The sequence below is a fragment of the Pseudomonas sp. s4 genome (genome assembly GCF_046764235.1).
GTDB lineage: Bacteria > Pseudomonadota > Gammaproteobacteria > Pseudomonadales > Pseudomonadaceae > Aquipseudomonas > Aquipseudomonas asiatica.
On record NZ_CP177209.1, the window covers coordinates 3,478,740 to 3,494,753 of the forward strand.

The 16,014-nt window shown below is 63.6% G+C and carries 12 protein-coding genes and 1 pseudogene; 11 read left to right on the forward strand and 2 right to left on the reverse strand.

All coding sequences use genetic code 11. The features are described 5' to 3' along the window. The first annotated feature begins 155 nt into the window (after positions 1–155). The 6 genes from ACK56M_RS16240 (at position 156) to ACK56M_RS16265 (ending at position 8,601) form a co-directional block, all read left to right on the forward strand. Positions 156–2,156 carry a peptidase U32 family protein gene (locus tag ACK56M_RS16240; protein WP_253152729.1) on the forward strand — a complete coding sequence of 667 codons (2,001 nt, stop codon included), beginning with the start codon at positions 156–158 and terminating at the stop codon, positions 2,154–2,156. Between the two features lie 200 nt (positions 2,157–2,356). Next, positions 2,357–4,060 (forward strand): amidase, encoded by a 1,704-nt coding sequence (locus ACK56M_RS16245; RefSeq protein WP_411958789.1) that lies wholly within the window; start codon positions 2,357–2,359, stop codon positions 4,058–4,060. A gap of 245 nt (positions 4,061–4,305) precedes the next feature. After that, positions 4,306–4,980 carry a transcriptional regulator gene (locus ACK56M_RS16250; protein WP_075045117.1) on the forward strand — a complete coding sequence of 225 codons (675 nt, stop codon included), beginning with the start codon at positions 4,306–4,308 and terminating at the stop codon, positions 4,978–4,980. Further along, on the forward strand, positions 4,977–5,894 hold the full coding sequence (locus ACK56M_RS16255) for a pyridoxal-phosphate dependent enzyme (protein WP_411958790.1): 918 nt from the start codon (positions 4,977–4,979) through the stop codon (positions 5,892–5,894). The genes ACK56M_RS16250 and ACK56M_RS16255 overlap by 4 nt, the downstream gene beginning before the upstream one ends. Before the next feature lie 333 nt (positions 5,895–6,227). After that, complete coding sequence (gene nspC / locus ACK56M_RS16260) at positions 6,228–7,325, forward strand: carboxynorspermidine decarboxylase (protein WP_013972889.1); 1,098 nt, start codon at positions 6,228–6,230, stop codon at positions 7,323–7,325. Between the two features lie 31 nt (positions 7,326–7,356). After that, on the forward strand, positions 7,357–8,601 hold the full coding sequence (locus ACK56M_RS16265; RefSeq protein WP_003248123.1) for a saccharopine dehydrogenase family protein: 1,245 nt from the start codon (positions 7,357–7,359) through the stop codon (positions 8,599–8,601). Positions 8,602–8,663: 62 nt separating this feature from the next. Here ACK56M_RS16265 and ACK56M_RS16270 read toward each other — a convergent pair whose 3' ends face one another. Continuing rightward, positions 8,664–9,527, reverse strand: coding sequence for a type 1 glutamine amidotransferase domain-containing protein (locus ACK56M_RS16270; protein WP_191472604.1), 864 nt, complete (start codon positions 9,525–9,527; stop codon positions 8,664–8,666). A gap of 119 nt (positions 9,528–9,646) precedes the next feature. Here ACK56M_RS16270 and ACK56M_RS16275 point away from each other — a divergent pair, with 119 nt between their 5' ends. The 3 genes and pseudogenes from ACK56M_RS16275 to ACK56M_RS16285 all read left to right on the forward strand — a co-directional run. Further along, positions 9,647–10,582 (forward strand): LysR family transcriptional regulator, encoded by a 936-nt coding sequence (locus tag ACK56M_RS16275; protein ID WP_411958791.1) that lies wholly within the window; start codon positions 9,647–9,649, stop codon positions 10,580–10,582. A 47-nt stretch (positions 10,583–10,629) separates the two neighbouring features. Continuing rightward, positions 10,630–11,967: a UDP-glucose dehydrogenase family protein gene (locus ACK56M_RS16280; RefSeq protein ID WP_411958792.1), complete on the forward strand. Its 1,338-nt coding sequence runs from the start codon at positions 10,630–10,632 to the stop codon at positions 11,965–11,967. Beyond that, positions 11,955–12,038 (forward strand): annotated as a pseudogene (locus tag ACK56M_RS16285) (NAD-dependent epimerase/dehydratase family protein); the annotation flags it as partial. The gene ACK56M_RS16280 and the pseudogene ACK56M_RS16285, both read left to right, overlap by 13 nt. Before the next feature lie 16 nt (positions 12,039–12,054). On the opposite strand, the gene mqo reads toward ACK56M_RS16285, so the two are convergent. Then, entirely contained in the window at positions 12,055–13,632 is a 1,578-nt protein-coding gene (gene mqo, locus ACK56M_RS16290) for a malate dehydrogenase (quinone) (protein WP_023660582.1), read from the reverse strand. A 144-nt stretch (positions 13,633–13,776) separates the two neighbouring features. On the opposite strand from mqo, the gene ACK56M_RS16295 reads away from it, so the two are divergent. Together ACK56M_RS16295 and ACK56M_RS16300 are read left to right on the forward strand one after the other, a co-directional pair. Beyond that, on the forward strand, positions 13,777–14,997 hold the full coding sequence (locus tag ACK56M_RS16295; RefSeq protein WP_013972894.1) for a putative DNA modification/repair radical SAM protein: 1,221 nt from the start codon (positions 13,777–13,779) through the stop codon (positions 14,995–14,997). Continuing rightward, on the forward strand, positions 14,988–15,830 hold the full coding sequence (locus tag ACK56M_RS16300) for a TIGR03915 family putative DNA repair protein (protein ID WP_043935670.1): 843 nt from the start codon (positions 14,988–14,990) through the stop codon (positions 15,828–15,830). Before ACK56M_RS16295 ends, ACK56M_RS16300 begins: the two co-directional genes overlap by 10 nt. Positions 15,831–16,014 lie beyond the last annotated feature (184 nt).

Here is a 16,014-nt window from a genome sequence, read left to right on the forward strand (position 1 = left end):
CCCCCAGATTCTCAGCTCCGCAGCATATATTGCCGGGGCCGCGTTGCGGCCCTTCGCGACACAAGGCCGCTCCTACAAGCACCCCGATGATGCCGCCAGCCCGTTTCGCCGCTACAATGCCCGCCTAAACCGTGACAGCCCGAACCTATAACGACATGTCCCTTCCAAAGAATCACCTGGAACTGCTCAGCCCTGCCCGTGACGTGGCCATCGCCCGCGAAGCGATCCTGCACGGCGCAGACGCCATCTACATCGGTGGCCCTAGCTTCGGCGCGCGCCATAACGCCTGCAACGAAGTCAGCGATATCGCCGAACTGGTCGAGTTCGCCCATCGCTACCATGCACGCGTGTTCACCACCATCAACACCATCCTCCACGACAACGAGCTGGAGCCCGCGCGCAAGCTGATCCACCAGCTGTACGACGCTGGTGTCGACGCACTGATCGTGCAGGACCTCGGGGTGATGGAGCTGGACATCCCGCCGATCGAGCTGCACGCCAGCACCCAGACCGACATCCGCACCCTGGAACGGGCCAGGTTCCTCGACCAGGCCGGCTTCTCCCAGCTGGTGCTGGCGCGTGAGCTGAACCTGCAGCAGATCCGCGCCATCGCCGCCGAAACCGACGCCGCCATCGAATTCTTCATCCACGGTGCGCTGTGCGTGGCCTTCTCCGGCCAGTGCAACATCTCCCATGCGCAGACCGGCCGCAGCGCCAACCGCGGCGACTGCTCGCAAGCCTGCCGCCTGCCCTACACCCTGAAGGATGACCAGGGCCGCGTGGTCGCGTTCGAGAAGCACCTGCTGTCGATGAAGGACAACAACCAGACCGCCAACCTGGCTGACCTGGTCGACGCCGGCGTGCGCTCGTTCAAGATCGAAGGCCGCTACAAGGACGTGGCCTATGTGAAGAACATCACCGCCCACTACCGCAAGGAACTCGACGCCATCCTCGAAGGCCGCCCTGAGCTGGCCCGTGCCTCCAGCGGCCGCACCCAGCACTTCTTCGTGCCCGACCCGGACAAGACCTTCCACCGCGGCAGCACCGACTACTTCGTCACCGACCGCAAGGTCGACATCGGCGCCTTCGACTCGCCAACCTTCACCGGCCTGCCGGTGGGCGTGGTGGAAAAGGTCGGCAAGCGTGACCTGCAGGTGGTCACCGAGGTGCCGCTGACCAACGGTGACGGCCTCAATGTGCTGGTGAAGCGTGAGGTGGTGGGCTTCCGTGCCAACATCGCCGAACCGCGTGGCGAATTCGAGGAAGACGGCGAGAAGCGCTACCGCTACCGCGTCGAGCCCAACGAAATGCCTGAAGGCCTGCACAAGCTGCGGCCCAACCACCCGCTGTCGCGCAACCTCGACCACAACTGGCAGCAGGCCCTGCAACGCACCTCGGCCGAGCGCCGCGTCGGCGTGCAATGGCACGCGGTACTGCGCGAGCAACGCCTGGTGCTGACAGTCACCAGCGAGGAAGGCGTGAGCACGCAAGTGGCACTGGAAGGCCCGTTCGGCCCGGCCAACAAGCCGCAGCAGGCGCTGGATCAGCTGCACGACCTGCTCGGCCAGCTGGGCACCACCATGTACCACGCCGACAGCATCGAGCTGGACGCCCCGCAGGCTTACTTCATCCCCAACTCGCAGCTCAAGGCCCTGCGCCGCGAAGCCATCGAGGCGCTGACTGCAGCACGGGTGCAGGCGCACCCGCGTGGCGGGCGCAAGGCCGAGACCACGCCACCGCCGGTTTACCCAGAGTCGCACCTGTCGTTCCTGGCCAACGTGTACAACCAGAAGGCCCGCGACTTCTACCACCGCCACGGCGTGCAGCTGATCGACGCAGCCTACGAGGCCCATGAAGAGCACGGCGAAGTTCCGGTGATGATTACCAAGCACTGCCTGCGCTTCTCCTTCAACCTGTGCCCCAAGCAGGCCAAGGGCGTGACCGGCGTGCGCACCAAGGTGGCGCCGATGCAGCTGATCCAGGGTGATGAAGTGCTGACCCTGAAGTTCGACTGCAAGCCGTGCGAAATGCACGTGATCGGCAAGATGAAAAGCCACATCATCGACCTGCCGACCCCGGGCAGCGCGGTGGCCCAGGTGGTTGGGCACATCAGCCCGGAAGACTTGCTGAAGACCATTCCGCGCGGGCCGCATTGATCGGTGGCCTGCAAGGGCCCTTTTGCGGCTGAAGCCGCCTGCATGATGATACTCGAAGGGGTGGTGGGACGACTCGGGAAGACCCGACAATGCTCGCCTGCAAAAAACCGTTTGCCCCCGCGCAAACCTGCGCCCGCCAAGCCCTTCTTGTACACTCCTCGCATTAGCCCCCACCTGCACATTTTTTTTTTGGTGAACGCATGATCGAGGTAACCGAGGTTTCCATTGCCGAGCTGCGCGATGCGCTCGAGTCGGGCCGCACGACGGCGGTCGAGCTGGTCCAGGCCTACCTGGCGCGCATCGACGCCTACGATGGCGCCGACACCGCCACCGCCATGAACGCCGTTGTGGTACGCAACCCCGAGGCGCTGAATGAGGCCGCAGCCTCCGACGCCCGTCGCGCCAAAGGCCAGGTCCTGAGCCCGCTGGACGGCATCCCCTACACCGCCAAGGACAGCTACCTGGTCAAAGGCCTGACCGCTGCCTCCGGCAGCCCTGCCTTCAAGGATCTGGTGGCCCAGCGCGACGCCTTCACCATCGAACGCCTGCGCGCCGCCGGCGCCGTGTGCCTGGGCAAGACCAACATGCCGCCCATGGCCAACGGCGGCATGCAGCGCGGCGTGTATGGCCGCGCCGAAAGCCCGTACAACGCCAACTACCTGACCGCACCGTTCGCCTCGGGCTCGTCCAACGGTGCCGGCACCGCCACTGCCGCCAGTTTCAGTGCCTTCGGCCTGGCCGAAGAAACCTGGTCCAGCGGCCGTGGCCCGGCATCCAACAATGGCCTGTGCGCCTATACCCCGTCGCGTGGGGTGATTTCGGTGCGTGGCAACTGGCCGCTCACACCGACCATGGACGTGGTGGTTCCCTATGCCCGTACCATGGCCGACCTGCTGGAAATCCTCGACGTAGTCGTAGCCGACGACGCTGACAAGCGCGGCGACCTGTGGCGCCTGCAACCCTGGGTGCCAATCCCGGCCGCTTCTACGGTGCGCCCGGCTTCGTATCTGGACCTGGCCATGGATGCCAGCGCGCTCAAGGGCAGGCGCTTTGGCGTGCCACGCATGTACATCAATGCCGATGCCGAAGCCGGTACTTCCGAGAAGCCAGGCATCGGCGGCCCGACTGGCCAGCGCATCCACACCCGCGCCACGGTGATCGACCTGTGGCAGCAGGCCCGCCAGGCACTGGAGGCGGCTGGTGCCGAAGTACTGGAAGTGGACTTCCCGCTGGTGTCCAACTGCGAAGGCGACCGCCCGGGGGCACCGACCGTGTACAACCGCGGCATCGTCAGCAAGGAATTCCTGCATGACGAGCTGTGGGAGCTGTCGGGCTGGGCCTTCGACGACTTCCTGCGCGCCAACGATGACCCCAGGCTCAACCGCCTGGCCGATGTCGACGGGCCGCAGATCTTCCCCCACGACCCGGGCACCCTGCCCAACCGTGAGGACGACCTGGCCGCTGGCATGGACGAGTACGTCAACATGGCCAAGCGTGGCCTGAAGACCTGGGACCAGATCGAGACCCTGCCCGACGGCCTGCGCGGCCTGGAGCAGACCCGCAAGATCGACCTGGAAGACTGGATGGACAACCTGGGCCTGGACGCGGTGCTGTTCCCCACCGTGGCCGACGTGGGCCCGGCGGATGCCGACGTCAACCCGGCGTCGGCGGACATCGCCTGGAGCAACGGTATCTGGGTGGCCAACGGCAACCTGGCAATCCGTCACCTAGGCGTGCCTACCGTGACCGTGCCAATGGGCGTGATGGCCGATATCGGCATGCCGGTGGGGCTGACCTTTGCTGGCCGGGCTTACAGCGACAATGCGCTGCTGAGCTTTGGTGCAGCCTTCGAGGCGACCGGGTCGCGTCGAATGATCCCGCCGCGTACCCCGCCCCTGGGCTGAGTACTGGGGCTGCATCGCCGCCTATCTACCTCGATCCGTGCGCAATTCCTGTAGGAGCGGCCTTGTGTCGCGATAGGGCTGCGAAGCAGCCCCAACAATCTGTGCATGTACGCTGAAAACCTGGGGCTGCTTCGCAGCCCTATCGCGACACAAGGCCGCTCCTACAGGGCTGTGCAGTCCACAACAGATCGCAAAATTCAACTTTATGTGTAAAAATACACAAAACGTTGATTTTGCGATCTGCCATGCCTATCACCCCAAGCGAAGAACGCCAGCTCACCCTCACCGTCCTCAAGGCCGCCATCCAGGCCCTGGGCAGCGTTGCCGCGCGCAACATGGAAATCCTCCTGCACGACCTCGACCACCCGGAACACTCCGTGGTGGCGATCGTCAACGGCCATCTTTCCGGGCGCAGCGTCGGTAGCCCAATCCTCGCCGCCCCGGAACAGGACCAGGGTTTCAAGGCGCTGATGCAGGCCTCGGCCGATCAGCACGGCTGCGAGCCGGTGGTGCTGCCCGACTACCCCACCACGCTGAAGGGCCGCACACTGCGCAGCGCCACGGCCATCTTCCGTGACAGCAGCGGGCACCCCTTCGCCAGCCTTTGCGTCAACACCGACGTCACCGGCCTGGACGCCGCCATGAACTTTCTTCAGCAGTTCCAGCCGCTGGGGGCCACACCTGCCGTCAGTGAACCCGCCGACATGGAACTGCTGATGAGCGAGATAATCCAGGCATCCCTGCAGCGCAGCGGCCAAGGGCGGATGAACAAGCAGGCCAAGGTCGAGGCCGTGCGCGTGATGCAGGAGCGTGGCCTGTTCATCGTCAAGGGCGGCGTGGAAAAGGCCGCCAGCGCCCTGGGTGTGACCCGCTACACCGTTTACAACTATCTCGAGCAACTGCGCGGAGCCAGCCAATGACCTTGCATATCCATACCCCCCTGATCGAATCCCGCCCGCTATCGCTGGCCGCGGGCTGCAACGTCTGGCTCAAGCTCGATGCCCTGCAGCCCTGCGGCTCGTTCAAGCTGCGCGGCGTGGGCCATGCCTGCGAGGTGCACCATGCCCGTGGCGCTCGGCATTTCGTGTCTTCCTCGGGCGGCAACGCCGGCCTGGCAGTGGCCTATGCCGGGCGCAAGCTGGGCGTGCCGGTGACCGTGGTAGTGCCCGAGACCACCACCGAGCGGGCCAAGGACCTGCTGCGCCTGGAGGGCGCCAAGGTGGTGGTGCATGGCAGCTCCTGGCAAGAGGCCAACGCCCTGGCGCAGACCTTGGTCGGCCCGGATGACGCTTTCATCCACCCATTCGACGACCCGCTGCTGTGGGCCGGGCATGCCAGCCTGGTGAATGAAGTCGCCGAGGCCGGCGTGAAACCGGATGCCGTGGTGTTGTCGGTAGGCGGTGGTGGTTTGCTCAGTGGTGTGGTCGAGGGGCTACAGCGTAACGGCTGGGGCGATGTGCCGGTGCTGGCGGTGGAAACCGAGGGCGCGGCATCGCTGCATGCGGCCATGCGGGCGGGGCATTCGGTGGAGCTGGAACGTATTGCCTCGGTGGCGACGTCGCTGGGGGCCAAGCGTGTGGCTGACCAGGCGCTGGTGTGCGTGAAGGAGCATCCGGTGCACAGCCATCTGGTCACTGACCGCGCTGCGCTGGAGGCGTGCGAGCGATTCCTGCTGGACCATCGCGTGCTGGTGGAGCCTGCATGTGGGGCGGCTTTGGCGTTGGCCTATGCACCGGGCGCCCTGGCGCAGTACCAGAATGTGCTGGTGGTGGTTTGTGGCGGGGCTACCGCCACGCTGGAGCAGATCCAGGCGTGGTTGCAGCAGGTGGATTGAGGTTACCTGTACCGGCCTCTTCGCGGGCTTGCCCGCTCCCACAGGAACCGCGCATTTTCTGAGCCTCGCGCTAAACCTGTGGGAGCGGGCAAGCCCGCGAACACCGGCGGAGCCGGTGCCATCCAATACAACACTCATCGGATTCTCCTTGCGGCACCCGGTTGCTGATTACGATAGTCACATGCCGCTGTTCTACTGAGCCCGCCGCAACCGGAAAAATCCTCTCGCAACAGCGTCAACCACGACGAAATGCGTAACCCACCCTTTCGGTCTGCGGCAAGTGAAGGCACAATGCGTGTCCTTTTTTTGGCCGGCCTGGCCGGGGGCCTTTAAATGATCAAGACGCCGTACTACCTCATCGATAAAACCAAGCTGCTGGGCAACATGGAGAAGATCGCCTACGTGCGCGAACACTCCGGCGCCAAGGCACTGCTCGCCCTCAAGTGCTTTGCCACCTGGTCAGTCTTCGACCTGATGCAACAGTACATGGACGGCACCACCTCTTCGTCGCTGTACGAGCTCAAGCTCGGCCGCCAGAAGTTCGCCGGCGAAACCCACGCCTACAGCGTGGCCTGGGCCGACGACGAGGTCGAGGAAATGCTCGAGAACTGCGACAAGATCATCTTCAACTCGATCGGCCAGCTACAGCGCTTCGCCGAACAGTCCGAAGGCAAGGTCCGTGGCCTGCGCGTCAACCCGCAGGTCAGCAGCTCCGACTACCTGCTGGCAGACCCTGCCCGCCCGTTCAGCCGCCTGGGCGAATGGGACCCGGCCAAGGTCGAACAGGTGATCGAGCAGATTTCCGGCTTCATGTTCCACAACAACTGCGAGAACGGCGACTTCGGCCTGTTCGACAAGATGCTCACGCACATCGAAGAGCGCTTCGGCCACCTGCTGCACAAGGTCGAGTGGGTCAGCCTCGGTGGCGGCATCCATTTCACCGGTGAAGACTACGCGCTGGACGCCTTCTGCGCGCGCCTGAAAGCCTTCTCGGAAAAGTACGGCGTGCAGGTGTACCTGGAGCCGGGCGAAGCGGCCATCACCAACAGCGCCTCGCTGGAAGTGACCGTGCTCGACACCCTGTACAACGGCAAGCACCTGGCCGTAGTCGACAGCTCGATCGAAGCGCACATGCTCGACCTGCTGATCTACCGCCTCAACGCCAAGATGGCCCCCAACGACGGCGCGCACACCTACATGGTCTGCGGCAAGTCGTGCCTGGCCGGTGACATCTTCGGCGAATACCAATTCGATCGTCCGCTGGCCATCGGTGATCGCCTGTCGTTCGTCGACGCGGCGGGTTACACCATGGTCAAGAAAAACTGGTTCAACGGTCTGAAAATGCCATCCATCGTGGTCAAGCAACTCGACGGCAGCGTCGAAGTGGTGCGCGAGTTCGGTTTCGAAGACTACGTTTCCAGCCTGTCGTAAGACCGGCTTTCAGTAAGGAGCAAGGGATAAATTGAAGAAGAACGTTCTTATCATTGGTGCAGGAGGTGTCGCCAAGGTGGTGGCCCACAAGTGCGCGCAGCATAACGACGAACTGGGTCGTATCGCCATCGCGTCACGGAACATCTCCAAATGCCAGGCCATCATCGACAGCGTCAAGGCCAAGGGTAGCCTCAAGGTACCCGCCGACATCCAGGCCTTCTCGCTCAATGCCCTCGATGTCGAGGCTACCAAGGCGCTGATCCGCGAGACCGAATCGCAGATCGTGATCAACGTTGGTTCCGCCTTCCTCAACATGTCGGTGCTGCGTGCCTGCATCGATACCGGTGTCGCCTACCTGGACACCGCCATCCACGAAGAGCCGGGCAAGATCTGCGAGACCCCGCCGTGGTACGGCAACTACGAGTGGAAACACCTCGAAGAGTGCCAGGCAAAGAACATTACCGCCATTCTCGGCGTCGGTTTCGACCCGGGTGTGGTGAACAGCTACGCCAAGCTGGCGCAGCAACAGTATTTCGACAGCATTGACTCGATCGACATCCTCGACGTCAATGCCGGTTCGCATGGCAAGTACTTCGCCACCAACTTCGACCCGGAAATCAACTTCCGTGAATTCACCGGGCAAGTGTGGAGCTGGCAGAACAGCCAGTGGACCAGCAACACCATGTTCGAGGTCAAGCGTACCGACGACCTGCCGGTGGTGGGTTCGCAGAACCTGTACCTGACCGGCCACGATGAGGTTCACTCGATTTCGAAGAACCTCAACGTGCCGAACGTGCGTTTCTGGATGAGCTTCGGCGAGCACTACATCAACGTGTTCACCGTGCTGAAGAACCTGGGCCTGCTCTCCGAGCAACCGGTGAAAACCGCCGAAGGCCTGGAAGTGGTACCGCTGAAAGTGGTCAAGGCCGTGCTGCCGGACCCAGCCTCTCTGGCCCCGGGCTACACCGGCAAGACCTGCATCGGTGACCTGGTCAAGGGCACCAAGGATGGCCAGCCGCGCGAAGTGTTCATCTACAACGTGGCCGACCACGAAGAAGCCTACGCCGAGACCGACAGCCAGGGTATTTCCTACACCGCCGGTGTACCGCCAGTGGCTGCCGCCCTGCTGGTCGCCCGTGGCGAGTGGGATGCCAAGCGCATGGTCAACGTCGAGGAGCTGCCAGCCGAGCCGTTCCTCAAGGCACTGGACGTCATGGGCCTGCCGACCCGCGTCAAGGATGAAAAAGGCGATCGTCCTTGGGACGCTGAAGCCTAAGCAGCAAAGCAGAGGGGGCGCCATCAAGGCGCCCCCTCTGCTTTTGCAGGCCACGTGTAAGTCTAGATGCCCTGGCCAGAGGCCTTTGCCTGCTGAGCCAGCTTTTCCAGCAATACCTTGGCCAGCGCCTTGTCCGAGAACGGGTTCTGCCCGGTGATGAGTTCGCGGTCCACCACCACATTGGGTTGCCAGGCCTTGGCGTAGCCCATGTCGCCCCCTGCCATTGCCATGGCGTTGGCCGGGTAGAACAGCAGCCGCTGGTCCTTGAGCGAACCTTCGAATACCTGCTCCTCCGGGTCGGAGAAAATGGTCATCTTGTAGCCCTTGTACAACCAGTCGGTGGCTGCCGGCTTTTCACCACGCGCCAGCGCCGACTGGTAGCTGGCCGGGTCCTGCTGGGCCGAGAGCAAGGCGATGGGGCCGTGGCAGATCGCGGCTGTAGGCTTGCCGGCTTGATGGAAATGCCGCAGCAAGGCGCCCACGTCCGGGTTGTTGGCCAGGTCGATCAACGGCGCATGGCCGCCGGGGATGAACAGCCCGGCATAGCGGCCCAGGTCACCTGCCAGTACTTCTTTCACCGACAGGGTATCGTCAATGCCCGGCAAGCCTTGCACGACCTTCTCGATCCGGCGCATCTCCACCGCATCGCCGGCAAAGTAGCTCGGGTCGATCGAACGCTGGTCGACACTCGGGGCATTACCCTTGGGGGTAACCAGCACCAGCTTGTAGCCAGCCTTGAGCAACTGGTCGGCAGGCACGCCGAATTCGTTCAGGTAGTAGCCGGTGGCGTAGCGCTTGCCGTCCTGCAGGGGCAACTGGTGCTCGCTGGACAACAGCACCAGCACCTCTCCCTTTGGCGCAGCGTGGGCGCCGATGGCAAGCAGGGTGCTGGCAACAGCCAGGGCAAGCCGGGACATCTTGGTCATGCAACAATCTCCTGATCAGGCAAATAGAGCTGTCCGCTCATGTTGGCGGGGATGCGTTCATGCTAACGGCAAGGCTATGATTCGATAATTCGAAAGCTCTCATGCCTGTGATCCAGAAAATGAATATCTCCAGCAAGGACTTCAACCTGCTGTACCTGTTCCATGTGCTGTACCAGGAACGCAACGCCACCCTCGCCGCCCAGCGCATGGCGCTGAGCCAGCCGGCCCTAAGCCACAAACTCAACAAGCTGCGCCATCAGTTTGGCGACCCGCTGTTCGTGCGCGCGCCCAGGGGCCTGACCCCGACGCCACGCGCCCACGAACTGGCGCCTGAGGTAGAACGCCTGGTCGTGGGCCTGGAAGGTTTTTATGAGCGCTGCGAAGGGCAGGACTTCCTCGCCCGCCCTGCCCGACTGCACCTGTACAGCACCGATTATGTGGAGCAGACCCTGTTGCCCAGGCTGCTGCCGATCCTGCGTAGCCAGGCACCGAACCTGACGCTGGTCACCTGCAACACCCGCGGTCTGCTGCCTCGCGAAGAACTGGAGAAAGGCACCTGTGACCTGGCCGTTGCCGGGTTCTACACCGACCTGCCGGAAACCTTCCACCAACAGCGCCTGCTCAGTGAACCCTTGGTAGTGCTGGCCTCGCGCAGCCATCCAGGCCTGGAAAACGGCCTGGACCTCGATACCTTCCTTGCCAGCGACCACCTGCTTACCACCCTCACCGGCGACCTCGATGGCCTGGTCGACCGCGCCTTGCGCAGCCAGGGCATGCAACGGCGGGTCATGGCTGGCCTGTCGAGTTTCCTGGCTCCCATGCGCCTGCTGCGCGGCACCGATCTGCTGCTCACCTGCCTGCGCTCACTGGCCACCGAAGCCGTCGAACGTGACGACGACCTGCTCATGTACCCGCTGCCGCTGACATTGCCAGCGATCGAGGTGATGCAGATCTGGCACGAACGCACCCACGCCGACCCCCTGCGCCGCTGGTTTCGCCAACAGCTGTGGAACGTCGCCCAAGAGGCAGCCGCCTGCGCGAGTAACAATTTCTAAACAACGATGTGACATTTTTTTCAGCTTTCTCGCCAAGGAGCTGTCAGATGAAGGTCACGGTTTTCGGTACCGGCTATGTCGGCCTCACCCAGGCAGTGTGCCTGGCCCAGGTGGGCCATTCGGTGTTGTGCATGGATGTCGACGCCGAGCGGGTCGCCAGCCTCAATGCAGGCCATTGCCCGATCTTCGAGCCCGGCCTTGCGCCGATGCTGGAGAAGAACCTGGCGTGCGGTCGCCTTCGCTTCACCACCGACGCCAGCGCAGCGGCCAACTACGCAAAGGTGCAGTTCATTGCCGTCGGCACCCCGCCTCAGGCCGATGGCAGCGCCGACCTGAAGCACGTGTTCGCCGTGGTCGACAGCATCCTCGAACATGCCGATGGCCCCAAGTTGATCGTCAACAAATCCACCGCGCCGGTTGGTACGGTGCACCGCATCAAGGCGCGCATCGCCCAGGCCGTGGCCGATACCAGCCGCTTCCGCGTCGTCAGCAACCCCGAGTTCCTCAAGGAGGGCTCGGCGGTCGATGACTGCATGCGCCCGGAGCGCATCATCATCGGTGGCGCGGAACCCGCCGAAGTAGAGCTGCTGCGCGAGCTGTACCTGCCGTTCAGCCGCAACCGCGAAAAACTGATGGTGATGGACGCGCGCAGCGCCGAGCTGACCAAGTACGCGGCCAACTGCATGCTGGCGACCAAGATCTCGTTCATCAACGAAATCGCCAACCTGGCCGAGCATCTGGGCGCCGACATCGAACTGGTGCGCCGCGGCATCGGCTCGGACCCGCGCATCGGCTACGACTTCATCTATGCCGGCTGCGGCTTTGGCGGCTCATGCTTCCCCAAGGACCTGCAAGCCCTGCGCCGCAGCGCCGAGGCCGAGGGCTTCGAACCACAGTTGCTGCGTGCGGTGGAATCGGTCAACGAGCAGCAAAAGAACCGGCTGTTCGGCAAGATCCAACGCCACTACCCACGCGGCCTGCGAGGCAAGGTCTTCGCCGTGTGGGGGTTGTCGTTCAAGCCCAATACCAACGACATTCGCGAGGCCTCCAGCCGAGTCTTGCTGGAAGCGCTGTGGGCCGCCGGCGCGCGGGTGCAGGCCCATGACCCGCAGGCCATGGAGGAAATCCAGCGGCACTATGGCGCCCGCGCCGACCTGCAACTGGTACCGTGCAAGGACGACGCGCTGCGCGGCGCCGATGCCCTGGTGATCGTCACCGAATGGCAGGAATATCGCGTGCTCAACCTGGACAAGGTGCCGCAACAACTGGCCGACCGGGTGGTGTTCGACGGGCGCAACCTGTTCGAACCCGAGCACATGGCCGCCGCCGGCCTGACTTACTACGGCATCGGCCGCGGCCAGGTGCAGCCAGCATGCCCGTACTGATTACCGGTGTGGCCGGCTTCATCGGCGACCACATTGCACGGCGCCTGTGCGAAGCAGGCATCGAGGTGGTCGCCGCATGGTACTTTGCTACGGCGTAACGGCGCCCTCGGGAGGATTCAGTTGCAACACCTCGTTGGTGTATGCCCACTCCTTCTGCACCTGGTCCGGGTGGTCGTTAAGGCGGATGCCGTAGGACGGGATGATCTGCCTGATCTTCGCCTGCCACTGCGGCGATGCCATCTTGTCCTTGAACACCTTGCTCAGCACATCGAGCATGATCGGCGGCGCGGTCGAGGCGCCAGGCGAAGCACCCAGCAATCCTGCAATGCTGCCATCCTTGGACGTCACCACTTCAGTGCCGAGCTTGAGCACACCACCCAATGCTTCGTCCTTCTTGATGATCTGCACCCGCTGGCCCGCCTGCCACAGCCGCCAGTCCTCCTTCTTCGCCTCGGGGAAGTAGGTGCGCAACGCTTCGAAACGGTCATCGTCAGATTGCAGCACCTGGCCGATCAGGTACTGCACCAGGTCGAACTCGCGCACCCCAACCCTTACCATCGGCCAGGCATTGTGCACACTGGCGCTGGCGAACAGGTCAAGCAGCGAGCCCTGCTTGAGGAACTTGGTCGAGAAGGTGGCGAACGGCCCGAACAGGATCATGCGCTTGCCATCGAGCACACGGGTGTCCAGGTGCGGCACCGACATCGGTGGTGCGCCGGTGGCGGCGATACCGTAGGCCTTGGCCATGTGACGCTGGGCGATGGCCGGGTTGTCGGTGACCAGGAACGAACCACCGACCGGGAAACCGGCATAGTCCTTGGCCTCCTCGATACCCGACTTCTGCAGCAGTGGCAGCGCTGCACCACCTGCGCCGATGAACAGGAACCTGGCGTCGGTGGCCGCATTGCTGCCGTCCTTGAGGTTCTTGTATTCGACATGCCAGGAGCCGTCGTCGTTGCGGGTGATCGCCTGCACTTCGGTCGACAGCTTGAGGTCGAAGTTCGGCCGGGTCTGCAGATAGCCCACGTATTGCCGGGTGATCTCGCCAAAGTTGACGTCGGTGCCGATCGGCGTCCAGGTCACGGCCAGTTTCTGGTTGGGGTCGCGGCCCTCCATCATCAACGGTACCCACTTGCGGATCTGCTCGTGGTCCTCGGAGTACTGCATGGGCTTGAACAACGGACTGGCCTGCAGCGCCTCGTAGCGCTTCTTCAGGAAGCGAATGTTGTCGTCGCCCCAGACGAAGCTCATGTGCGGGGTAGTGTTGATGAAGGAATGCGGGTTCTTCAGCACGCCCTGCTTGACCTGCCAGGCGAGGAACTGACGGGTGACCTGGAACGACTCGTTGATCTCCACCGCCTTGCTGATATCGACCTTGCCGTCCTTCTCCGGGGTGTAGTTCAGTTCGGCCAGGGCCGAGTGGCCGGTACCAGCGTTGTTCCAGCCGTTGGAGCTTTCTTCGGCGACCTTGTCCAGGCGCTCGACCATTTCCATCGACCAACCCGGCTCCAGCTCATTGAGCCAGACGGCCAGGGTTGAACTCATGATGCCGCCGCCCACCAGCATGACATCGACCCTTCTGGTTTCCGCGGCCTGGGCATCGAGCATGCCGAATGCCAAGGCCAGCCCGGTCAGCGCCAGTACCGGCTTGATGGTGATCCTCATAACCTCCCCCTTGCCTCGTTGCTATCCGTAAGTCAGCCACAAGCTTAGATGACGGATTTGGTCGGGCGTGGCTAGTGCACAATCACTTGCAATCCGTCACGTCTCAAAATACTGTATGAATATTCAGTATCACAGGTCAGACCCATGCAACTCATCGCCAAACTCGGCATCCTTGCCGATGCTGCCAAGTACGACGCATCCTGCGCCAGCAGCGGCGCGCCCAAACGCAACTCGCGCGGGGCTGATGGGCTGGGTGCTACCAATGGCATGGGCATCTGTCACAGCTACACCCCTGATGGGCGCTGCGTATCGCTGCTCAAGGTGCTGCTGACCAACTTTTGCCTCTACGACTGCCAGTACTGCGTCAACCGCCGATCCAGCAACGTGCCACGCGCACGCTTCAGCCCCGAGGAAGTGGTCCGGCTGACCCTGGACTTCTACCGGCGCAACTGCATAAGCGGCCTGTTCCTCAGCTCCGGCATCATCCGTTCGGCGGACTACACCATGGAGCAGCTGGTCCGTGTGGCGCGGCTGTTGCGCGAAGAGCACGACTTCCGTGGCTACATCCACCTCAAGACCATCCCCGATGCCGACCCGTTGCTGATCGAGGAGGCAGGGCGCCTGGCAGACCGGCTCAGCGTCAACATCGAGCTGCCGACCGACGCCAGCCTGAAACGCCTGGCACCGGAAAAACAGGCGCACACGATTCGCCAGGCCATGGGCGTGATCCACCAGGGCCAGCAAGCTGTGGCCCACGAACCCAAGGCGCCGCGCTTTACCCCGGCCGGGCAAAGCACCCAGGTGATCGTCGGGGCCGACAGCACCGACGACAGCACACTGCTGCGCAATGCCGAATCGCTGTACCAAGGCTACGGCCTCAAGCGTGTGTACTACTCCGCCTTCAGCCCCATCCCTGACAGCCCCGGCAGCGTCCCCCTGGCCGCACCACCGCTGCTGCGCGAGCACCGTCTGTACCAGGCTGACTTCCTGTTGCGTGGCTATGGCTACAAGGCCGGCGAGCTGCTGGGCCAGAGCGGCAACCTGGCACTGGACATCGACCCCAAGCTGGCCTGGGCGCTGGCCAACCGCGACGTGTTCCCGCTGGATGTGAACCGTGCCGAGCCGGCGCTACTGGCGCGCATCCCCGGCATCGGCCTGCGCAGCGTGCAGCGCCTGGTAGCCCTGCGACGCGAACGGCGCATTCGGTACGATGACCTGATCCAGTTGCGCTGCGTGCTGGACAAGGCGCGGCCATTCATTGTCACCAGCGACTACCGCCCGCCCCAGGCCGAACTGCGCAGCGGCCTGCTGAGGGCGCGCTTGCGTGAGCCGCAGGCCCCGGTGCAGATGGGTTTGTGGGGATGATCGCGCTCGATTGCGACGGCCTGTTCGCCACCTGGCGTGACCAGGCCCGGGTGTTGTTGGGGCATGGCATCGACCCGTCGGAGGTCACCTGGGCGCAAGGGCCGGTGGCTGATTTGCTGGCCGTACCGACAGCGCTGCCGGAAGGCTCCGGTCCCTTTCGCGCCAAAGTGCCTGCGGCGCTGCTCGGCCAGCTGGAACAGGCGGCCCGCTACCGTGGCGAGCACCGCTGGAACCTGCTTTACGAGGTACTGTGGCGGGTGGCCCATGGCGACCGCACTGCAATGCTGCCGGGTGACCGATTGGGCAGTGAGCTGCATAGACGGATCAAGCAGGTCAATCGCGAAGCACACCACCTGCATGCGTTTGTACGCTTCGTACCACTACCCGAAGTATTGGCTGAACAGCTGCAACTCGACCTGGTGGCCTATCACGAGCCGGCGCATGACATTCTCGAAAGCGCCAGTGGGCATTTCGCCGACCGCCTGGGGCGTTTGCGCTGGATGATTGCCACGGCCCACGACGGCATACGCTTCGATGGCCAGGCATTCGACTACCAGCGACAGTGCCCCGAACCCTGGCGCCAATGGGCCCGCAACGCCGAAGACCCTGGTGCCGAATTATGGCGCACCTACTATCGTCATACCTTCAACCCCGCCCGCCTCAACCCCGACGCCTTGCGCTTGCACATGCCCGGGCGGTTCTGGCGCCATTTGCCGGAGGGCATGCTGATTCCGCAGCTCGAAGGCCTGGCTCGGCAAGGCAAGCAACGGGACGGCCAAGCACTGGAGGTCGCCTCTCAGGCTGGCAAACAAATCAGCAGGCCCATACGGTAGTTGCGTATTCGCAAACCTTGATCAGTGGCAGTTTCTTCGCGGGCATGCCCGCTCCCACAGGTATTGCACAGTTCTCGAAGTGTGTAGAGATCCGGCGGGAGCGGGCGCGCCCGCGAAACAGCCAAAAGCAATCTCAAGCCGAACGATCAGCCGCCACAGCCGTCATAACCTGAGCCGCTGCCGA